This window comes from Sediminivirga luteola, assembly GCF_014639315.1.
In the GTDB taxonomy this organism is placed as follows: Bacteria; Actinomycetota; Actinomycetes; order Actinomycetales; family Brevibacteriaceae; genus Sediminivirga; species Sediminivirga luteola.
The window spans coordinates 48,096-67,562 of record NZ_BMFY01000008.1 but is presented as its reverse complement, the minus strand read 5'-3'; the positions used below and the strand labels follow the sequence as shown (position 1 = coordinate 67,562).

Sequence of the window (19,467 nt, the reverse complement as noted above, 5' to 3'; positions counted from 1 at the left end):
GACGGTACGGCGCACACCACCCCCTAAGCTTAGCGCCGAGCGGTACCGGATTCTTGGGCTCGTCCCTCGTCCACCGACTAAGGTAGAGGGAACCACAACGCAGTGGCCCCGCGCGATGAGAGGAGCCCGCCAGTGCCCGCATCAGTGAAATCGCACATCGCCACCCCCATCGATTACCCGCTCGATGACCGGATCACGCTCGGAGAGCTGATCGTCCGGATCGCGGCGGAGGAACCCGAACGGGTGCTGTTCGAACGCAAGGACTCCGGCGGAGACTGGTCCGCCGTGAGCGCCGCGCGGTTCCGCGATCAGGTACTGGGCGTGGCCAAGGGGCTCATTGCGGCCGGCGTGCGCGCCGGTGACCGGGTGGGCCTGCTGGGCCGGACCTCCTACGAGTGGACGGTCGCCGATTTCGCCATCTGGTGCGCCGGGGCGGTCACCGTCCCGTTCTACGAGACCTCCTCCAAGGCCCAGCTGGCCTGGATGATCGAGGACTCCGGCGTCGAGGTCGCCTTCGCCGAGAGCGCCGCCCACGCCGGCCGGCTGGACGAGGCGCTGCGGCACGCCAGGGACGAGTCCGGTTCCGGCTCTGGGGGTTCGCTGCCGGAGACGCTACGCAGCTGGGTCTACCAGGAGGGCGGCTTCGAGGAGCTCGCCCGCTCCGGCGAGGCGGTCGGCGACGAGGACGCCGCCGCCCAGCGCGCGCAGGTCTCCCCGGAGGATCCGGCCACGCTCATCTACACCTCCGGGACCACCGGGCCCTCGAAGGGCTGCGAGCTGAGCCACCACAACTTCGTGCTCACGGCGCAGGCGGCGCTGCACACCATTCCCGAGGTCTTCGCCGGGACTCCCCGCTGCCTGCTTTTCCTCCCCCTGGCGCACGTCTTCGCCCGGTTCGTGCAGGTGCTGGCGGTGTACACCCGCAGCACCCTGGCCCATACCGCGGACCTGGCGGACCTGCCGGCCGATCTGGCGTCCTTCCGGCCCAGCTACATCCTGGCGGTGCCGCGCGTGTTCGAGAAGGTGTTCAACTCCGCCCTGTCGAAGGCGCAGGCCGGCGGCAAGGCGAAGGTCGCGATCTTCCGCCGGGCCGAGCGAGTGGCGGTGGCGTACTCCCGCGCCCTCGACGCCGGCCGGGTGCCGGCCGGGCTGCGGCTCCAGCACCGCCTGTTCGACCGGCTGGTGTACTCCAAGCTGCGCCAGGCGATGGGCAACAACGTGGAGTACGCCGTCTCCGGCGGCGGTCCGCTCGGCGCCCATCTGGGCCACTTCTACCGGGGTCTCGGGGTGACCATCCTGGAGGGGTACGGGCTCACCGAGACCACCGCCCCGGTGACGGTGAACCTGCCGGTCAAGAGCAAGATCGGCACCGTGGGGGTGCCGCTGCCGGGCTGTGAGATCCGCATCGGCGAGGGCGAGGAGGTGCAGGCCAAGGGGCTGTGCGTCTTCCAGGGATACTGGCGCAACGAGGAGGCCACGGCGGAGAGCTTCACCGAGGACGGCTGGTTCCGCACCGGCGATCTGGGCAGCATGGACACCGACGGCTATCTGACCATCACCGGCCGCAGCAAGGAGATCCTGGTGACCTCGGCCGGCAAGAACGTGGCCCCTGCGGTGCTGGAGGACCAGCTACGCCGCCACCCCGTGGTGGGCCAGCCGGTCGTCATCGGCGACAACCGGCACTTCATCGCCGCGCTGTTCACCCTGGATCCGGAGATGCTGCCGGCCTGGCTGAAGAACCACGGCCTGCCGGAGATGGACGTGGCCGAAGCCGCTGCGCATCCGGCGGTACGCAGCGCCATCCAGGACCTCGTGGACCGGGTCAACGAGAGCGTCTCGCGTGCCGAGCAGATCAAGAAGTTCACCATCCTGCCCGATGTGTTCTCCGAGGCCTCCGGTCATCTTTCGGCCAAGCAGTCGGTCAAGCGCCATGTGGTGTACGAGGACTACGCCGAGCAGATCGAGGAGATCTACGCCTGAGGCCTGCCTTCAGTTCAGTGCCGCTTCACTCCAGCGCGATGTGGTGGGTGCAGCGCTGAAGCAGCTCGGTGCGGTGCAGGATGTGCACGATGGTGGTCTCCGGCAGGCGTGACTCGATCACGTCCATGACCCGGTCCTGCGTGGCCGCGTCCAGCTGGCTGGTGGCCTCGTCGAGGATCAGGACCGGCGGCCGCTTCAGCAGGGCGCGGGCCAGCCCGATCCGCTGCGCCTGCCCGCCGGAGACGGGCTGGCGCTGACCTCCGATGCGAGTGCCGAGTCCGCGGTCGACGAGCGCGTCCAGGCCGAGGGCGCGCAGGGTCTCGGCGACCTCCTCCTCGCCGGCGTCGCTGCCCAGCCGGGCGTTGTCCAGCAGGCTCGCGGCGAAGATATGGGGATTCTGCTCCACCAGGACGACCTGGGCTCGTACCTGCTCGGGCGGGATGCCGCGCAGATCGGCGCCGCCGATGCGTACCTGCCCGGCCTCGGGATCGTAGGTGCGGGTCAGCAATGCCGCGACCGTGCTCTTGCCGCTTCCGGTGCCGCCGGTCAGTGCGGCCCGGGCGCCGGCCGGGAGCCAGAAGCTGAGGCCGTCCAGGACCGGCCGCGCGCCGGGTTGTCCGGGGTAGCCGAACCGCACGCCTTCGAGCGCCACGTCCAGAGGACCCTCCGGGAGCCTGGGGGTGCTGCCCCTCACCGGCTGCGGGGCCGGTTGGGGAGCCAGCAGCGCAGGGACGGCCGGCGGGGCATCGCACCGTTCCAGGTACCGCGCGGCCGCCGCCTGCGCCGCGGCCAGCGCCGTGAGACTGCCGTCCACCGCCGCCACCGGCAGGTGCGCGGCGAAGAACAGGCCGGCGACCAGCAGGCCTGTCTGCTGGTCCAGGCTCAACCCGCCCGGCCACACGACCGGCAGCAGGACGCCGGTCAGCAGCAACGCGCGGGTGAGGCCGCGTCGCAGCGCCTGGATCCGGGCGCCGCGCCGCTCGACGGCGGCGACCTCCTCGTCCAGCGCCGCGACCTGTGCCTGGATCCGGTCCGGGGCGCCGGCCAGGACGATGTCGTCGCGGGCGGCGACCGCATCGGCGACCAGGGCGCTGGCCCGGGCTCGCACCGCCCCCTGTTTCCCGGCTGCGGCGAGCAGCAGCCGGGCTCCGATCGCCGGGACCAGCAGCAGCTGAGCACCGAGCAGGAGCGCCACCAGCAGCGCCGCCGGGCCGGAGCCGAGCAGCAGCACCGCTGTGGCCGTGCCGGCCAGCACCGCCACCGCCGAGACGACGGGGGCGAGGGTGTGGGCGTAGAAGGTCTCGATCCGGTCGATGTCCCGGGTGGCGGCTTCGAGCTGGTCGCCGCTGCGCTGGGCCGCCACGACGGCGGGGGCCTGCGGAATCAGGCTCTCGTAGTAGTCCAGCCGCAGCCGCGCCAGCGCGGAGAACGCCACCTGATGCCCCAGGTACTGCTCCAGGTAGCGGGCCGCGCCCCGCAGCACGGACAGGCCCAGGAGCACGCCCAGCACCGGCAGCGCGCCCCCGCCGGAACCGGCAGCGGCGGAGAGCACGGCGTGCATGGCCAGGCCGACGATCAACACTCCCAGCGCGTGACGGAGCACGCCGGACAGGCAGGATCCGAGCACGGGCCACAGCGGCAGCCGGCGGGCCAGCCGGAGCAGGACGGTCATCGGCGCACCAGCCTCCCCTCACGCAGCTCGTAGACATCGGTGACGCCGGCCAGCGCGGCCGGCCGGTGGCTGACGATGACGGCCGTGCGCCCGGCCACGGCGGTGCGGATCGCCGCGGTGACCCGGGCCTCGGCCTGCGGATCCAGATGGGCGGTGGGTTCGTCCAGCAGCAGCACGGGGGCGTCGCGCAGCAGCGCCCGGGCGATCGCCAGGCGGGAACGCTGTCCCCCGGAGAGCAGCCGACCGGCCTCACCGGTGCGGGTCTCCAGGCCCGCGGGCATGGCCCGTACCTCATCCGCCAGCTGGGCCTGTTCCAGCACCGCCCACAGCTCGGCGTCCGAGGCGCCGGGCGCGGCCAGGCGCAGGTTCGCAGCGATGCTGGCGTCGATCACCCCGGCCTCCTGGGAGACCGCGGCCACGGCGGCGCGCACGGCATCGGGGGCGGAGGCGGCCTGGGCGCCGGCGACGACGATCCGGCCGGAGTCGGGGGCGCGCAGGCCGGCGAGCAGCCGCAGCAGGGTCGTCTTGCCCGCGCCCGACTCCCCCACGACGCCGACAGTGCTCCCGGCCGGGACGTTCAGGTCGAGGTCGTTCAGGACGAGGGTGCCGTCCGGACCGGAGACGGTGACGTTCTCGGCGCGCAGTCCGCCGCCAAGGCCGGCCGTACCGCCGGGATCGACCGGATCGTCTGCCACCGAGACGCCCGGTGCATCCGGGTACGGCGGCCGGAGCGACTCCAGTTCCCGCACGCGTGCCTCCGCCGCCCGCCCGGAGGCGCCCTGGTAGAAGAACTGACCGACCCGGTCGATGGGTTCGCTGAGCACGAGCGAGAGCAGCACGAGCGCCGCCGCCTGCGCCGGGCCGATATGGCCGTCCTCCAGCCGCCACAGCGCCAGGGCCGCCGCTCCCAGCGTGAAGAACAGAACGAAGACGAGATCGATCACCAGGATGATCGACTGGCTGACCGCGAGCACCCGCAGCACGCTGCGCCGCAGCGCCTCCGCCCGGCGGGCCAGGCTCCGCCCGAAAGCGCGTTCCGCACCCAGGTAGCTCAGCGTGGCCAGGCCGCGGAGCGCGTCGAGCAGCAGCGCCGCTAGCTGCGCCGAGGACCGCCGGTAGGCGCCGGAGCTCTTCTTGGTGAGCGCCAGGAAGCCGCGGATCGCGAACGGGATGACGGCGGCGGCCAGGGCCAGCACCGCCGCGGACACCGGGTCGATCCACACCCCGATGGCCAGCAGCACCAGCAGCGGCGCAGTCAGGCTGCCGAGCATCGGCCCCAGGAAGGTCCCGCGGTAGACGGCGGCCCGGTCCACGTCATCGCCGAGCACCGCGACGGCGCGGCCCGCATCGGGGAGATCCTGGGCCCGCAGCACGCGGCCCAGGGCCGCCCGGCGCAGGCCGGCGCGGCGAGTGCCGGTAGCTGCGGCGATCCGCCCGGGCAGCAGCGCCGTCGCGGCGACGCTCACCGCAGTGCAGCCGAGCACCACCGCCAGATGCACTCCGTCCCGGCTCCCCAGGTCCGCCATCCGGGCCGCGGCGATGATCGCGCCGGCAAGACCCAGCGAGGACAGCACGGAGAAGAGGAACTGGAGGGGCACGGTTCCTAAGCATAGGCCGCCGGCCCTGGCGGAGGCCGCCGCGGCACCGATAGGCTCGAGCCATGGCCGATGACGATCACAGCACCCGTGGCAGCTATGTGAAGGGCAAGGGCGAGTTCGCCCGGGACACCCGGTACATCGAGGACAGGATCCTGGACGACCCGCAAGCCGAATGGCCGGTCGAGCCCGGACGCTACCGGCTCGTCGCCGCCCGGGCCTGCCCCTGGGCGCACCGGAGCATCATCGTCCGGCGGCTGCTGGGCCTGGAGGAGGTCATCTCCCTGGGCCTGGCCGGACCGACCCACGATGCGCGCTCCTGGACCTTCGACCTCGACCCCGGCGGCGTGGACCCGGTGCTGGGCATCCCCCGGCTGCAGGACGCCTACTTCGCCCGGTTCCCCGGCTACGAGCGCGGCATCACCGTCCCGGCGATCGTCGACGTCCCCTCCGGGAAGGTCGTGACGAACGACTTCCCGCAGATCACCCACGACCTCTCCTCCGAGTGGCGGCGATACCACCGGCCCGGGGCGCCGGATCTGTGGCCGCAGGATCTCCGGGAGGAGATGGAGGACGTCATGCAGCGGATCTACACCGAGGTGAACAACGGGGTGTACCGCTGCGGGTTCGCCGGCTCGCAAGACGCCTACGAGAAGGCCTATCACCGCCTGTTCACGGCGCTGGACTGGCTGGAGGAACGGCTCGCGGACCGGCGCTATCTGATGGGCGCGAGCATCACCGAGGCCGATGTCCGGCTGTTCACGACGCTGGCCCGCTTCGATGCGGTCTACTACTCGCATTTCAAGACCAACCGTCAGCAGCTGCGTGACTTCCCGCATCTGTGGGCTTACGCCAGGGATCTGTACCAGACTCCCGGTTTCGGCGATACGACCGATTTCGTGCAGATCAAGCAGCACTACTACATCGTGCAGACGGACATCAATCCCACCCAGGTGGTGCCGCTGGGCCCGGATCTCTCGGGCTGGCTGAGCCCCCACGGGCGAGAGTCCCTCGGCGGCGCGCCGTTCGGCGAGGGAACGCCTCCGGGTCCCGTCCGGCCGGGCGAGGAAGTCCCGGCGGAGCACCGGATCGGCTGAGCTGCGAGTGCGTGGCCGGCGAGCTCAGGCTCGCCGGCGCACCCGGTTCACGATCCACCAGGCCAGCGCCGCCGCGACCGCCACGATCACGATCCACTGGAAGACGCCGGCGTAGCGCTCGACCACGTGCCAGCTCTCCCCCAGCCAGTAGCCGGCACCGATGAACACGGTGTTCCAGATGCCGCTTCCGGCGGCGGTCAAGAGGACGAAGGGGAGCATCGGCATCCGGTCCACGCCGGCCGGGATGGAGATGAAGCTGCGGAACAGCGGGACCATCCGGCCGAAGAACACCGCCTTGCGGCCGTGCCGGTGGAACCAGTCCACCGTGCGGTCGATGTCGGTGCCCTCCACCAGCGGGAGCCGCACCGCGATGGCCCGCACCCGCTCCAGGCCGATGCCCCGCCCGAGCCAGTAGAGGATCGCCGCGCCGATGACGGAGCCGGCGGTGGTGCACAGGATCGCCGCGAGGAGGTCGATGTCACCGCGGCTGGCGGCGAACCCGGCCAGCGGCAGGACCACCTCGCTGGGAATGGGCGGGAACAGGTTCTCGATCAGGACCAGGAGACCGGCGCCGATGCTGCCCAGGCGCTCCATGACGGCTACCGCCCACTCCGCGATCTGCATGCGCACCATAGTATGGCTCTCAAGACCTCCGCTCTCGATGCGAAGGGGGCGAGAGGGATGTGAGAATGCACAGACCGGTCGGCTGACGACAGGAGCACGGCATGAATCTGCTCACCGCCACACACCGGGTGAACAGGCTGCAGAGACTGAAACGACGCCCCGCCGTCGCGCACGCGCTGCGGGCCGCGAGCCGCTTCGGGGAACGGCTGGGCAACCAGTTCGGGGCGGCCATCACCTACTTCTCGGTCCTGGCCATCATCCCCACCATCATGTTCGCCTTCGCCGGCCTCGGCTTCACCCTGGACGTGCTGCGACCCGAGCTGCTGGGCACCGTGCGCGGATGGATCGAGAACGCCACCGGCGGCAACGAGCAGGTGCACGGGCTGCTGGACAACTACCTGGCCAATTGGCGCGCGGTCGGCATCGTCGCCGTCATCTCCGCGCTCTACACCGCCCAGGGATGGATCGGGAACCTCAAGGACGCGGTGCGCACCATGGTGCGCGACGATGTCGCCGACCGGCAGAAGCAGAGTTTCCCGGTGCGCGTGGTCACCAATGTGGTCACGCTGCTGGGCGTTCTCATCGGCGTCCTGGTGGCCGTGGCGCTCAGCGTCCTTGGCACCTCGATGCAGAGCTGGGCTGTGGAAGTCCTGCAGCTGCCGTCCTGGGTGACGCCGCTGATGGTCATCATCCCGCTGCTGGCGGCGGTGGGGGCGCTGTGGCTGATCTTCATGTGGTTGTTCACGCTGTTGCCAGCCGAGCCGATCCCGGGGACCGCCAAGGTCCGCGGCTCGCTGCTGGGAGCGGTTCCGGCGGCGATCCTGCTGCACGTGGCCACGCTGCTGATCGACGCGTTCTCCGGCTCTCCGACGGCCGCCCTGTTCGGGCCGGTGATCGCGATCATGCTGGCGATGAACCTGTTCGCCCGGTTGACCCTGTTCGTCGCGGCTTGGCTGGGCACCTACGAGCGGCGGTCCGTGCTCGACCCGGTGCCGAGGGCGGAGCTGGAGGAGGACAACGGCGCGCCGCGCGCGAACGAGACCCGCGACGCCGTCGTCACCCTCGTCGTCACGGCGGGGATCATCGGCGGGACCCTGCTGGGCGTGCGCCGCTGGGAGGAGCGCAAGGGAGACCTCTGAGCCCCTGTCTCAGCGTCGGCGGCGGCTGCCTGAGGACCGTGGACCGCGGCGTGGCGGGCGCGGTTTCCGGCCATGACCACCGCGCGCCCCGTGGGCGCCGACGGGGCGGGAAGTGGCCCGCGCGGTTCCATCCGCCCTGCCCGTACCGGTCTCTGGCGGCGTGTCGTGCGCGTTCCGCGTGCTGCCGGGTCGGCGGCCCTTGAGCACGCCGATGAGGTCCTGCAGCAGGGGCCCGTCGTCGGCGCGGCGGAAGACGAACGCCACCTGAAGGCCCAGACGCGCCGCCAGCTCCGCGGTGCAGGCGGACTCGGCGAGCGGGACGATCGCGAGGTCCTTGCGACCGAACTGCCGGGCCACGGAGGCCGGCACCAGATCGTAGCCCGTCCCGGCGGCGAGCAGCTCGAAACGTTGCGGGACGCTCAGCGGCCCGGATCCCGGGTCCGAGCGGTCCAGGACCTCGTCGAGGTCCTCGAATTCCGCCAGGTCCTCGAGGCCGGCCTCGCTGCCCTCCAACGCGGCAAGGGCGTGATCCTGCGCAGCGACCGCCACCGCGGCCTCGGTGTACAGCGGCACCCGCTGCCACGCCTCGTCCTCCGGCAGCAGGCTCGGCCGGCACAGCACGCCGTCCAGGAGGGGGCCGTCCTGTCCGTCTTCGCTCCCCGGCCGCGTCCAGTGCCGCGCCCCGGCGTCCTCCAGGGCGACCGGTTCCAGCGACGTGCCCGGATGCGCGGTGCGCCAGCGCTGCCACCATTTGTCCGGTCGCACCCCGGGCACGAACCCGATGCGCAGCGCCTCCATCCCTCACTCCTCACCTCGGACCGACGTCGCCTGACGTGCCGGGCAGTCCAGGCACAGCTCACGCTGCCCTTCTCGCCAGGTATACCGCGGATTCATATCGTAGGCGTGCAGCGCCGCGGGCAGCCAGCGCACGGGACCGTCCACCGCTCGGGATAGAATCGCCACGGACACCAGCCCTACGATGAAGTGGAAAGCGAGCGCCCCTAGTGAGCGATGTCACGACCAGCATGGAGGAATGGAACTCCCGCGAGGCCGTCGCAGAAGCCCTGGTTCCCGTGGTGGGACGACTGCACCGCCAGAACCACGTCCTGTTCACCGTCTACGGGCGCAGCCTGCTGAACAAGTCCGTCCGCGGCATCCTCAAGGCGCACCGCTACGCTCGTCATTTCCGCGAGGGCCGCGGTCTCGAACCCGCCCGCAGCCTGGAGCTCGCTGAGGCCGTCGCGGCGCTCAATCCCGGCACCGCGAGCATCGACCTCGGCCGGCTCTCCGACGCCCATGAGGCCTCGGGCATGAGCCTCGAAGCCTTCCTCGCCGAGGAGCTGGCCCAGATCGCGGGTCAGGGCGGCGTGCAGGAGGATGCCCCGCAGGACGTGGTGCTGTACGGCTTCGGCCGCATCGGGCGTCTGGTGGCCCGGATCCTGATCGACCACGCCGGCGGCGGCTCCCGGCTGCGGCTGCGCGCGGTGGTGGTGCGCAAAGGCAGCGAGAACGACCTGATCAAGCGCGCCTCCCTGCTGCGCCGGGACTCGGTGCACGGGAAGTTCGACGGCACCATCACGGTGGATGAGGAGGCCGGCACGATCACCGCCAACGGCGTGCGGATCCAGTTCATCTACTCCTCCAGTCCGGCTGAGGTGGACTACACCACCTACGGCATCAACGACGCGATCGTCGTCGACAACACCGGACGCTGGCGGGACCGCGAGGGCCTGGGACAGCATCTGCTCAGCCGTGGCGTCTCCCGGGTGCTGCTCACCGCGCCGGGCAAGGGCGATATCCCGAACATCGTGTACGGCATCAACCACGAGCAGATCGGCGAGGACACCATCGTCTCAGCCGCTTCCTGCACCACGAACGCCATCACCCCGGTGCTGAAGGTGCTCAATGACCGGTTCGGCGTGCGCAACGGGCACGTCGAGACGGTGCACTCCTACACCAACGACCAGAACCTCATCGACAACTTCCACAAGGGCTCACGCCGGGGCCGCGCCGCGGGCCTGAACATGGTGCTCACCGAGACCGGTGCCGCCAAGGCCGTCGCCAAGGCCCTGCCGGAGCTGTCCGGGAAGCTCTCCGGCAACGCCATCAGGGTGCCCACGCCGGACGTGTCGATGGCGATCCTGAACTTGAACCTGGACACCGCCACCTCCAAGGACGAGCTGAACGGCTTCCTGCGGCAGACGTCGATGGATTCGCCGCTGCGGAACCAGATCGACTACATCGCCTCCCCGGAGGTGGTCTCCACGGACTTCATCGGGTCCAAGCGCGCCGGGGTCGTCGACGGCCTGGCCACCATCGTCAACGACGACCGCGCCGTGGTCTACGTCTGGTACGACAACGAGTTCGGCTACAGCTGCCAGGTGGTGCGCGTGGTGGAGCAGATGGCGGGCGTGCACGCGCCGAAGTTCCCCAGGGTCTGAGCGCGCCTCAGCGCTTAGCCGGCTGAGGCGCCGCTTCCACCTGCTGCAGCGAGCCGGTGTCCATGACCGAACGCTGCCGGTCGATCTTTGTCGCCAGGGGCTTGTGCGGCAGGAAGACCAGCAGCGCCACCCCGAGCACGCCCAGCGGGGCCAGGTAGAGGTAGAGCGGCATGAGCGCTTCCGTGTACGCCGCCATCACCGCGTCCCGGACGTTCGCCGGGAGCTGGGCGATCATCCCGGGCGTGAGCGCCTGCACGCTGGAACCGGCGACGTCGCCGCCCGGTACCGCGTCCCCCAGCCGGTTCAGCAGCCGGGTGGTGAAGATGCTCCCGACCAGGCCCATGCCGAGCGTGGCGCCCACCTGCCGGAAATAGTTGTTCGAGGCCGTCGCGGTGCCGACCATGCTGCTGGGGAACGCGTTCTGCACCACGAGTACCAGCAGCTGCATGGACATGCCCAGTCCGATGCCCATCACGCCCAGGTACGCACCGACCACCAGATCGCTGCTGTGCTCGTCCACGGTGGACAGCAGCACCGCGGCGGCGGTGATCAGGATGACACCGACGAGCGGGAACGCCTTGTACCGTCCCGTCCGCGAGACCAGGAAGCCCACGGCCGAGGAGACCACGAGCATGCCGCCCATCAGCGGCACCATGTGCAGGCCCGCGGCGGTGGCGGAGAGCTCCATGGCCATCTGCAGGTAGGTCGGCAGATAGCCGACGACGCCGAACATCAGGATGCCGATGCACAGGCCGGCCGCGGTGGCCAGCAGGAAGGTCCGGTCCCGGAACAGGCGCGGCGGCAGGATGGGCTCGCTGGCGCGGCGCTCCACGACCACCAGCAGGGCGATCACCAGCACCAGGCCGGCGGCCATCGCGGCGATCTGCCAGGACAGCCAGGGGAACCGGTTGCCGCCCCAGACGCCGATCAGAGTGATCAGCACCGTCATGAGGCTGGTGCACATGGCGCCGCCGATGTCGAAGCGCATCTTCTCGCGCCGCGCGGTGCGTGGCACCTTGAGGAAGAAGATCGCCGCGATGAGGGCCATGGCTCCCAGCGGGAAGTTCATCCAGAACGTCCAGCGCCAGCCCGGCCCCTCCGTGAACCAGCCACCCAGCAAGGGCCCGGCCACCGAGGAGACGGCGAACACCGAGCCGAGCACGCCCATGTACTTGCCGCGCTCCCTGGCGGGCACCACATCGGCGATCAGCGCCTGGGAGAGGATCAGCAAACCGCCTCCCCCGATGCCCTGCACCACCCGGCCGATGATGAGGGTGTTCATGTCCTGAGCCAGGACGCCCACCAGGGAACCGCACATGAACGCGCTGATGGCGAAGATGAACAGCGGCTTGCGGCCGATCATGTCGCCGAGCTTGCCGTACACCGGCATCATGATGGTCGCCGCCAGCATGAACGCGGTCGAGACCCAGAGCATGCTGCCCACTCCGTGCAGCTCGCCGGCCACGGTGGGCAGGGCGGTGGCCAGGATGGTCTGGTTCAGGGAGAACATCAGCAGGGCCATCATCAGCCCCACGAACAGCGGCAGCACCTTCGCCGGGGGTGCCTCCGCGGCCGGCGTGCTCACGGCACGCGACGCGGGGTCCTGGCCGCCTCCGGTGCGGAGGGCTTCGGCGTTCTCATTGCGTCTCATCCGATCACCTCCCGGTGCACGCGCAGCATGAGCGCGGTCGAGCGGGCACATTCTGCTTCCGGGTCGAAGTCACGGTCCGGATGGCGGAGCATATGGCGGGCGGCGTGCCGGAACGGCGCCGAGCCGATCTGCACCAGCATCTCGGCGTAGTCCCGCAGGTCCTCGTGGTCCTCGAAGCCCAGGTCGCGGCGTTCCAGCCGCTCCACGACGACTTCGGTCACGAGTTCCTCGATCTGGCGGATGCGATCCATCTGGCGGCCGAGCAGCGCGGGGTACCGCCGGAGCACTTCGCGGCGGCGCATGGCGACCTCGCTCTGGTTGAAGGAGAGCAGGTAGACGCCGTTGATCAGCGTGGCGATGTCCTCCAGGAGGTGGTCGCCATCGGCGCCGGCCGTCAGGAACGCCTGGATCTCGCCGGCCTGGAGGGTGTCGTCGTAGGCGCCGACGATCGCGTCCTCCTTCGAGGCGAAGTAGTTGAAGAAGGTCCGCTGGGAGATGTTCGCGTCCTTGGCGATGGCCGCCACCGTGGCCTGTTCCAGGCCGTCGGCCAGGACGCGGTCCACGGCGGCCACATGGATGGCGATGCGGGTGGCGCGCTGCTTGCGCTCACGCAGCGAGTCGCCCTCCTGGGCAGCAGGAGTCGTAAGAGTATTCACACTGTGCAATTTTGCACGGTGTGCAACTTTTCCTCAAGCCGGCCGGTGGTGTCCTTGCTCACATGCCGGCACGGGACCTCGCTCGTGCAGGCGGCCTCACTCCCCCTGGGCGACCAGATCCTGGTAGTGCGGGAACCGTTCCAGATAGCTCTGGACGTAGGTGCAGGTCGGCACGATGCGCTCGCCGCGCTCGCGCAGGCGGTCGAGCAGGTTAGTCACCAGCAGCCGCGCGAACCCCTGCCGGGAGAAGCGCTCGGAGATCACGGTGTGCTGCAGCTCCACCACCCCGGTCTCCTGAAGGCGATAGCCGACGAAACCGATGAAGGTCCGGCCGCCGTCGGAGTCCACCCGCCACAGCTCGTACCGGCCACGGCCCAGGTTGTCGACGATCTCGACCGGGATGTCCGGGGTCTGGGGCGCCGCACCGGGCCCGCGAGGCGACTCGCTCACTTCGACCTCCTGAAAGTCGTGTCCGCCCGCATCCGCGCGGGCGATTGCCACCAGCCTAGGCCAGCACATGCGCGTAGGGCTATGGTGGCATCTGGCCTGGGCGTATGTCGGGGGTGTTACCGGCATGCTACGGCGGTGTAACCTCATGTGGATAAAAAAATCGCATCGCGAACTCGCAGCCGCGCCGTGCGCGGACGACCAGGCAGCGACGAGATGCGGACTCGAAGACCGGCGCAGGGAGGCACCATGACGTCAGGGACGGCGGGCAGCGCAGCCCCGGCTGCGGCACAGCGCGAACGCTGGGGCGGACGGACGATCTTCATCGTCGCGGCGATCAGCTCCGCGATCGGACTGGGCAATATCTGGCGCTTCCCGGGAGTCGCCTACGACAACGGCGGCGGCGCCTTCCTCATCCCGTACCTGGCGGCCTTCCTGACCGCCGGCATCCCCGTGCTGTTCCTCGACTACGCCATCGGCCACCGCTACCGCGCAGCGCCCCCGCTGGCGTTCCGGCGCCTGAACAAGAAACTCGAGCCCCTGGGCTGGTGGCAGGTACTGGTCTGCTACGTGATCATCACCTACTACGCGGTGGTGGTCGCCTGGGCCGGCGCCTACGTCTTCTTCTCCGGCAACCTCGCCTGGGGCGACGACGCCGCAGGCTTCTTCACCGCGGACTTCCTGCGCGCCGGCGACCCGGGCTTCACCCTGTCCTTCTCCCCCGGTGTGCTGCTGGCGCTGCTCGTGGTGTGGGTCGTCGCCACCGTCGTGCTGGCCCTTGGCCTGCGACGTGGCCTGGAGGTAGCCAACCGGGTGACCCTGCCGGCGCTCGTCGTGCTCTTCGTCATCATCGTGATCTACTCCCTCACCTTGGACGGCGCGGTCGACGGCCTCAACGCGTTCTTCACTCCCGACTGGGCCGCGCTGGCCCAGCCCGGCGTCTGGATCGCCGCCTACGGGCACATCTTCTTCTCCTTCTCGGTGGCGTTCGGCATCATGCTGACCTACTCCTCGTATCTGAAGCGCAAGTCCGATCTGGCCGGCTCCGGTCTGGTGGTGGCCTTCGCCAACTGCTCCTTCGAGATCCTGGCCGGCATCGGCGTCTTCGCCACGCTCGGCTTCCTGGCGTTCACCGCCGGCAGCACCGTCGGCGAGCTCGAGGGCCTGTCCGGCGTGCTCCTGGCCTTCGTCACCTTCCCGACCCTGCTGGCCGAGATGCCCGGCGGCAACGTCATCGGCGTCCTGTTCTTCCTCTCGCTGGTGTTCGCCGGCTTCACCTCCCTGCTGTCCCTGATGCAGGTCGTCACCGGCGCCATCCAGGACAAGACCGGCCTGAAGCCGGCCCCCGCCGGGATCCTGGTCGGGCTGGCCGCCGGCATCCCCTCGATCCTGCTGTACGCCACCACCAACGGCCTCAACGCGCTCGACGTGGTCGACGCGTTCATCAACAATGTCGGAGTGGTGGCCTCCGCCGTGCTGATGCTCGTGCTGGTGTGCTTGGTCGGCCGCAAGGCGCCCGAGCTGAGCGCCCACCTCTCGGCCGTGTCCTCGTTCACCGTCGGCCGGCTCTGGCGGCTGTTCGTCACCTGGATCACGCCGGCCGTGCTGCTGGTGATCCTGGCCCGCGGAGCATGGGATTACGCCGTCAACGGCTACGACGAGTACCCGGCATGGTTCCTGGGCGTGGCCGGCTGGGGCATGCTCGCGCTCATCGCCGTGCTGGCCTTCGCCCTGAGCTACCAGCGCTACCGGCGGCCCGGCGCCGATGACTTCACCCCGGACGACGCCCGCGAACTGGCTGCGGAACTGGCCAGCGAACGGGCCGCTCAGAACGGGCACACGCGCCCGGCCGACGAGGAAGGAGACCGCCGATGACCCCGCTGGCGATCGTGACGATGATCCTGTCCATCGTGATCTTCTGGGGCGGGCTGGCCTACAGCGTGCTGCGCCTGCGCCGGCATCCCGAATCGCAGGACGACAGCTGAGCGCCTAGGCGCCGAGTCCTCAGGCAAGCACCATCCAGTTGCGCCGCACCAGATCGGCGCACAGGTCCGCCTCGCCGTTCCCGGCGGCGGCGATGATCCGCTCGTGCAGTTCGGCGGAGGCGCTGGCCTCCGCCGAGTCGAAGTGCAGGTACTCCGCCCGCCGCAGCAAGGGCATCGCCTGTTCCAGCTGCGCCGCCAGCACGGCATTGCCGCTGCGGTCAACGAAGACCGCGTGGAAATCGTCGTCGGCGGCCACGGCGCGTCCGGCGTCGCCCGCGCCGATGCCCGCGCGCAGACCCTCGTTCGCCCGGCTCAGCGCGGTCAGATCATCCTCGCCGAGCCGGGGGACGGCCAATCGCGTGGCCAGTGCGTGCAACTCGGCCGCCACCACCCTGCTCTCCTCCACGACGGCCGGGTCGTAGGGGGTGGCCATCGTGGCCCGGCCTGGGATCGCCGTCACCAGCCCGGTCCGCTCCAGGCGCAGCAGCGCCTCGCGGATCGGCGTGCGGGAGACACCGAGCCAGGCCTGCAGGTCCGCGTCGACCAGGCGCTCCCCGGGCTCGATCTCGCCGCGGACGATGGCATCACGGATGCTGCGGTAGACGTCGTCGCGCAGCAGGGAACGACGGTGCACGGAACGGGTCGCAGGAACGGGCATGCCATGAATCCTAACCCTCACCCATTGACATTGCGGCAGTTGCGGTATGCAATATATTGCAACCCTGCGGCGGACGGACCGCCGCTCATGAGCCCGGGAGGCCCGCATGCCGCTGTCCGACTTCGATCGCTATCCGCTCACCTTCGGCCCGAGCCCGGTCCACCGGCTGGAGCGCCTGAGCGCGCATCTGGGCGGGGCCACGATCTGGGCCAAGCGGGAGGACGTCAATTCCGGGCTCGCCTTCGGCGGCAACAAGACCCGCAAGCTGGAGTACATCGTCCCGGACATCCTCGCCTCTGGCGCGGACACCCTGGTGAGCATCGGCGGCGTGCAGTCGAACCACACCCGGCAGGTCGCGGCCGTCGCCGCCAAGCTGGGCCTGAAAGCCCGCCTGGTCCAGGAGAAGTGGGTGGACTGGCCGGACGCGGTCAACGACAAGGTCGGCAACATCCTGCTCTCCCGGATCATGGGCGCCGAGGTCCGGCTGGACTCCGCCGGGTTCGACATCGGCATCCGATCCAGCTGGCAGCAGGCCATCGCCGAGGTGGAGGAGTCCGGCGGGGTGCCCTACCCGATCCCGGCCGGCGCCTCCGAGCACCGGCTCGGCGGCCTGGGCTTCGCCAACTGGGCCTATGAGGTTCAGCAGCAGGAACGCGAGCTCGGGGTCTTCTTCGACACCATCGTGGTGTGCACCGTCACCGGCTCGACCCACGCGGGCATGATCGCTGGTTTCGCCGGCCAGGACCGCCCCCGCCGGGTGATCGGCATCGACGCCTCGGCCACCATCGAGAAGACCCGGGACCAGGTGGCGCGGATCGCGCGGCACACCGCGGAGCTGATCGGCCTGGGCCGGGAGCTGCGCGAGGACGAGATCACCGTGCTGGAGGGCTGGGCCGGGGACCTGTACGGCATCCCGGTCGACTCCACCGTCGAGGCGATCCGCACCTCCGCGCAGCTGGAGGGCATGATCATCGACCCCGTCTACGAGGGCAAGTCGATGGCCGGCCTGATCGACCTGGTCCGCGACGGCGAGATCGGCAAGGGCTCCAACGTGCTCTACGCCCACCTCGGCGGCCAGCCGGCCCTGAACGCCTACTCCGGTATCTTCTAGAAGAGGGGCGGCACACGATGAGCGACGACGGACGTCAGTTCGAGACGAGCACGCAGCAGACCCCCGCGCCGACCGTCAACGAACGACCGCTCACGGCGGCGTCCTCGTTGCGCGGCTCCACCCTGGACGCCATCGCCCAGCGCGTCCTGTGGCTCTCCACCGCCATCATCGACGCCGCCAACCGCGGCCGGGCGAACCCCGACGGCGTGAAGGTCGGCGGGCACCAGTCCTCCTCCGCCTCCATGGTGGGCATCATGACCGCGCTGTGGTTCGCCGAGCTCGGCCCGCACGACCGGGTATCGGTCAAGCCGCACGCCTCTCCCGTGCTGCACGCCATCGCGTACCTGCTCGGGGAGCTGGAGGAGGGGCAGCTGGGCACCCTGCGGGCCCGCGGCGGGCTGCAGGCCTATCCGAGCCGGTCGAAGGACCCGCATACGGTGGATTTCTCCACCGGGTCCGTCGGCATCGGCGCGACCGCTCCGCTGTGGGCGGCGCTGTCCCGGCGCTACCTGCGCGACCACTTCGGCCTGCCGCCAGGGGGCCGGTTCATCAGTCTCCTGGGCGACGCGGAGATGGACGAGGGCGCCGTGTGGGAGGCGATCATCGACCCGGAGGTGCGGCAGCTCGGCGAGGCCGTGTGGATCGTCGACCTGAACCGGCAGTCCCTGGACCGGGTGATCCCGGACGTGCAGATCGCGCGGCTGCAGGGCATGTTCGCGGCGGCCGACTGGCAGGTGCTCACCTGCAAGTGGGGCCGTCGCCTGCAGGCGCTCTTCGCCAGGCCGGGCGGCGACGCGCTCCGGCGCCGACTGGAGGAGATGCCGAACGAGGAGTATCAGCGGCTGCTGCGCTCCCATCCTCGCGATGTCCCCGCGCGGCTACTCGGCGACTCCCCCGGCCCGGCACTGGCCGAGCTGGTGGCGGGTCTGGGCGACGTCGAGGTGGCGGAGGCCGTGCGTGACCTGGGCGGGCACGACATCCAGGAGCTGCTGGCCACCTACGCGCAGATCGACGACAGCCGGCCGACCGTGATCTTCGCGTACACCATCAAGGGGCGGGGGCTCGCCACGGAGGGGCATCCGAGCAACCACGCCGCACAGCTGACCGAGGAGCAGATGCACGAGCTCGCCTCACTCTCCGGCACGGACCTCGAGGACCCGTGGCAGCGGTTCCCCGCGGGCTCCGAGGAGGCCGAGCTGTGCGCGCGGACCGCGGAACGACTGCGCCGCCCGCCGCTGCCATCCGCCACGCCGCCGGCGGTCCCGGTGGAACTGAAGTGGCCGCACAAGCAGGTCACCTCGACCCAGGCCACGCTCGGTCGGCTGCTCTCGGATCTCAAGCGCGCCGAGCCGGAGGTGGCCCGGCGGGTCGTCACCGTCAGCCCCGATGTGGCCTCCTCCACGAACCTGGGCGGCTGGATCAACAAGACCGGGATCTGGTCCGCCAGCGACCGGCGCGACTGGTTCGCCGACGACGCCGACCGGGTGCTGCGCTGGCAGGAGGATCCCGGCGGGCAGCACATGCAGCTGGGCATCGCGGAGGTCAATCTGGTCGGCCTGATCGGCGAGCTGGGTGCGACCTGGTCGCGCTGGGGCGAGCCGCTCATCCCCATCGGCACCATCTATGATCCCTTCGTGGGCCGGGCGCTCGAGCCCTGGATGTTCGGGATCTACGCGGGCGGGCAGTCGATCCTGGTGGGGACGCCCTCCGGGGTGACCCTGGCGCCGGAGGGAGGCGCTCATCAGTCGGTGAACACGCCGTCCATCGGGGTCTCCACCCCGGGCATCGACAGCTGGGAGCCGGCGTTCGCCCAGGATCTGGAGTGGACCCTGCTGCACGCCATGTCACAGCTGGGACGCCCCGGCGGCACCTCCGCCTACTTCCGGCTCTCCACCCGCCCGGTGGAGCAGTCGCTGGCGAATCTGCCCGGCGACCCTGCCGTGCGCGAGCGCCGGCGGCGGCAGGTGATCGCCGGGGGCTACCGGCTCTCCTCCCACCGGGCCGCGGAGGACGAGGTGCTCCTGGTGGGCACGGGGGCCGTCATGCCCAATGTCTGCGCGGCCGCCCGGACGCTGGCCGAACAGGGCGTGCGCGCCGGCATCGTGTGCGTCACGAGCGCCTCGAAGCTGTTCGCCGCGCTGATGGCCCGGGACGACCCCGGCGCGCAGGGGTCCCCGGCGATCCTGGAGCAGCTCTTCCCGGCCGCCCACCCGGTTCCGCTGGTCACCGTGCTGGACGGGCACCCGCACGCGCTCTCGTTCCTGTCCGGCGTGCGGGGCGACCGGATGCGCATGCTGGGCGTGCGGGAGTTCGGGCAGTCGGCCTCGCTCTCGGAGGCCTACGCGCTGCACAACCTGGACGCCGGCTCGATCGCCGCTGCCGCACTGGACCAGCTGGGGCGGTAAGGCATC

Annotated in this window: 16 protein-coding genes; 8 read left to right on the top strand and 8 right to left on the bottom strand. The window is 70.6% G+C overall.

Features of this window, described 5'->3' with window-relative positions; translation table 11 throughout:
- Positions 1–132 precede the first annotated feature (132 nt).
- A complete protein-coding gene (locus tag IEW13_RS10065) occupies positions 133–1,980 on the top strand; it encodes an AMP-dependent synthetase/ligase (RefSeq protein ID WP_229745072.1) in 1,848 nt (615 codons plus the stop codon).
- A gap of 25 nt (positions 1,981–2,005) precedes the next feature.
- Here the strand turns inward: IEW13_RS10065 and IEW13_RS10060 are convergent, their stop codons facing one another.
- Complete coding sequence (locus IEW13_RS10060) at positions 2,006–3,652, bottom strand: amino acid ABC transporter ATP-binding/permease protein (protein WP_188550788.1); 1,647 nt, start codon at positions 3,650–3,652, stop codon at positions 2,006–2,008.
- The gene (locus tag IEW13_RS10055) at positions 3,649–5,250 is read right to left on the bottom strand and encodes an ATP-binding cassette domain-containing protein (protein WP_188550787.1); all 1,602 of its coding nucleotides are present in this window, start codon (positions 5,248–5,250) and stop codon (positions 3,649–3,651) included. Before IEW13_RS10055 ends, IEW13_RS10060 begins: the two co-directional genes overlap by 4 nt.
- A 62-nt stretch (positions 5,251–5,312) precedes the next feature.
- Between IEW13_RS10055 and IEW13_RS10050 the strand changes: the two genes are divergently transcribed.
- Positions 5,313–6,344 carry a glutathione S-transferase family protein gene (locus tag IEW13_RS10050; protein WP_188550786.1) on the top strand — a complete coding sequence of 344 codons (1,032 nt, stop codon included), beginning with the start codon at positions 5,313–5,315 and terminating at the stop codon, positions 6,342–6,344.
- 24 nt (positions 6,345–6,368) lie between these two features.
- Here the strand turns inward: IEW13_RS10050 and IEW13_RS10045 are convergent, their stop codons facing one another.
- Positions 6,369–6,968 carry a DedA family protein gene (locus tag IEW13_RS10045; RefSeq protein WP_229745071.1) on the bottom strand — a complete coding sequence of 200 codons (600 nt, stop codon included), beginning with the start codon at positions 6,966–6,968 and terminating at the stop codon, positions 6,369–6,371.
- Between the two features lie 101 nt (positions 6,969–7,069).
- On the opposite strand from IEW13_RS10045, the gene IEW13_RS10040 reads away from it, so the two are divergent.
- Entirely contained in the window at positions 7,070–8,107 is a 1,038-nt protein-coding gene (locus IEW13_RS10040) for a YhjD/YihY/BrkB family envelope integrity protein (RefSeq protein WP_188550784.1), read from the top strand.
- A 9-nt stretch (positions 8,108–8,116) separates the two neighbouring features.
- Here IEW13_RS10040 and IEW13_RS10035 read toward each other — a convergent pair whose 3' ends face one another.
- Positions 8,117–8,905 carry a type 2 periplasmic-binding domain-containing protein gene (locus IEW13_RS10035; protein ID WP_188550783.1) on the bottom strand — a complete coding sequence of 263 codons (789 nt, stop codon included), beginning with the start codon at positions 8,903–8,905 and terminating at the stop codon, positions 8,117–8,119.
- 227 nt (positions 8,906–9,132) lie between these two features.
- On the opposite strand from IEW13_RS10035, the gene IEW13_RS10030 reads away from it, so the two are divergent.
- The gene (locus tag IEW13_RS10030; protein WP_188550892.1) at positions 9,133–10,548 is read left to right on the top strand and encodes a glyceraldehyde-3-phosphate dehydrogenase; all 1,416 of its coding nucleotides are present in this window, start codon (positions 9,133–9,135) and stop codon (positions 10,546–10,548) included.
- 7 nt (positions 10,549–10,555) lie between these two features.
- Here IEW13_RS10030 and IEW13_RS10025 read toward each other — a convergent pair whose 3' ends face one another.
- From IEW13_RS10025 to IEW13_RS10015, 3 genes are all read right to left on the bottom strand, one after another.
- Complete coding sequence (locus tag IEW13_RS10025) at positions 10,556–12,199, bottom strand: MDR family MFS transporter (RefSeq protein ID WP_188550782.1); 1,644 nt, start codon at positions 12,197–12,199, stop codon at positions 10,556–10,558.
- The gene (locus tag IEW13_RS10020) at positions 12,196–12,855 is read right to left on the bottom strand and encodes a TetR/AcrR family transcriptional regulator (protein WP_188550781.1); all 660 of its coding nucleotides are present in this window, start codon (positions 12,853–12,855) and stop codon (positions 12,196–12,198) included. The genes IEW13_RS10025 and IEW13_RS10020 overlap by 4 nt, the downstream gene beginning before the upstream one ends.
- A 96-nt stretch (positions 12,856–12,951) precedes the next feature.
- Complete coding sequence (locus IEW13_RS10015; RefSeq protein ID WP_229745069.1) at positions 12,952–13,305, bottom strand: GNAT family N-acetyltransferase; 354 nt, start codon at positions 13,303–13,305, stop codon at positions 12,952–12,954.
- Positions 13,306–13,551: 246 nt separating this feature from the next.
- Here IEW13_RS10015 and IEW13_RS10010 point away from each other — a divergent pair, with 246 nt between their 5' ends.
- Positions 13,552–15,177 carry a sodium-dependent transporter gene (locus tag IEW13_RS10010; protein WP_188550779.1) on the top strand — a complete coding sequence of 542 codons (1,626 nt, stop codon included), beginning with the start codon at positions 13,552–13,554 and terminating at the stop codon, positions 15,175–15,177.
- Complete coding sequence (locus tag IEW13_RS10005; RefSeq protein WP_188550778.1) at positions 15,174–15,287, top strand: methionine/alanine import family NSS transporter small subunit; 114 nt, start codon at positions 15,174–15,176, stop codon at positions 15,285–15,287. Before IEW13_RS10010 ends, IEW13_RS10005 begins: the two co-directional genes overlap by 4 nt.
- Before the next feature lie 19 nt (positions 15,288–15,306).
- On the opposite strand, the gene IEW13_RS10000 is transcribed toward IEW13_RS10005, so the two are convergent.
- Positions 15,307–15,945, bottom strand: coding sequence for a GntR family transcriptional regulator (locus IEW13_RS10000; protein WP_188550777.1), 639 nt, complete (start codon positions 15,943–15,945; stop codon positions 15,307–15,309).
- Positions 15,946–16,051: 106 nt separating this feature from the next.
- Here IEW13_RS10000 and IEW13_RS09995 point away from each other — a divergent pair, with 106 nt between their 5' ends.
- Both IEW13_RS09995 and IEW13_RS09990 read left to right on the top strand, forming a co-directional pair.
- Complete coding sequence (locus tag IEW13_RS09995) at positions 16,052–17,056, top strand: 1-aminocyclopropane-1-carboxylate deaminase (RefSeq protein WP_188550776.1); 1,005 nt, start codon at positions 16,052–16,054, stop codon at positions 17,054–17,056.
- 17 nt (positions 17,057–17,073) lie between these two features.
- Positions 17,074–19,461 carry a transketolase-like TK C-terminal-containing protein gene (locus tag IEW13_RS09990; protein ID WP_188550775.1) on the top strand — a complete coding sequence of 796 codons (2,388 nt, stop codon included), beginning with the start codon at positions 17,074–17,076 and terminating at the stop codon, positions 19,459–19,461.
- The last annotated feature ends 6 nt before the right edge of the window (positions 19,462–19,467 follow it).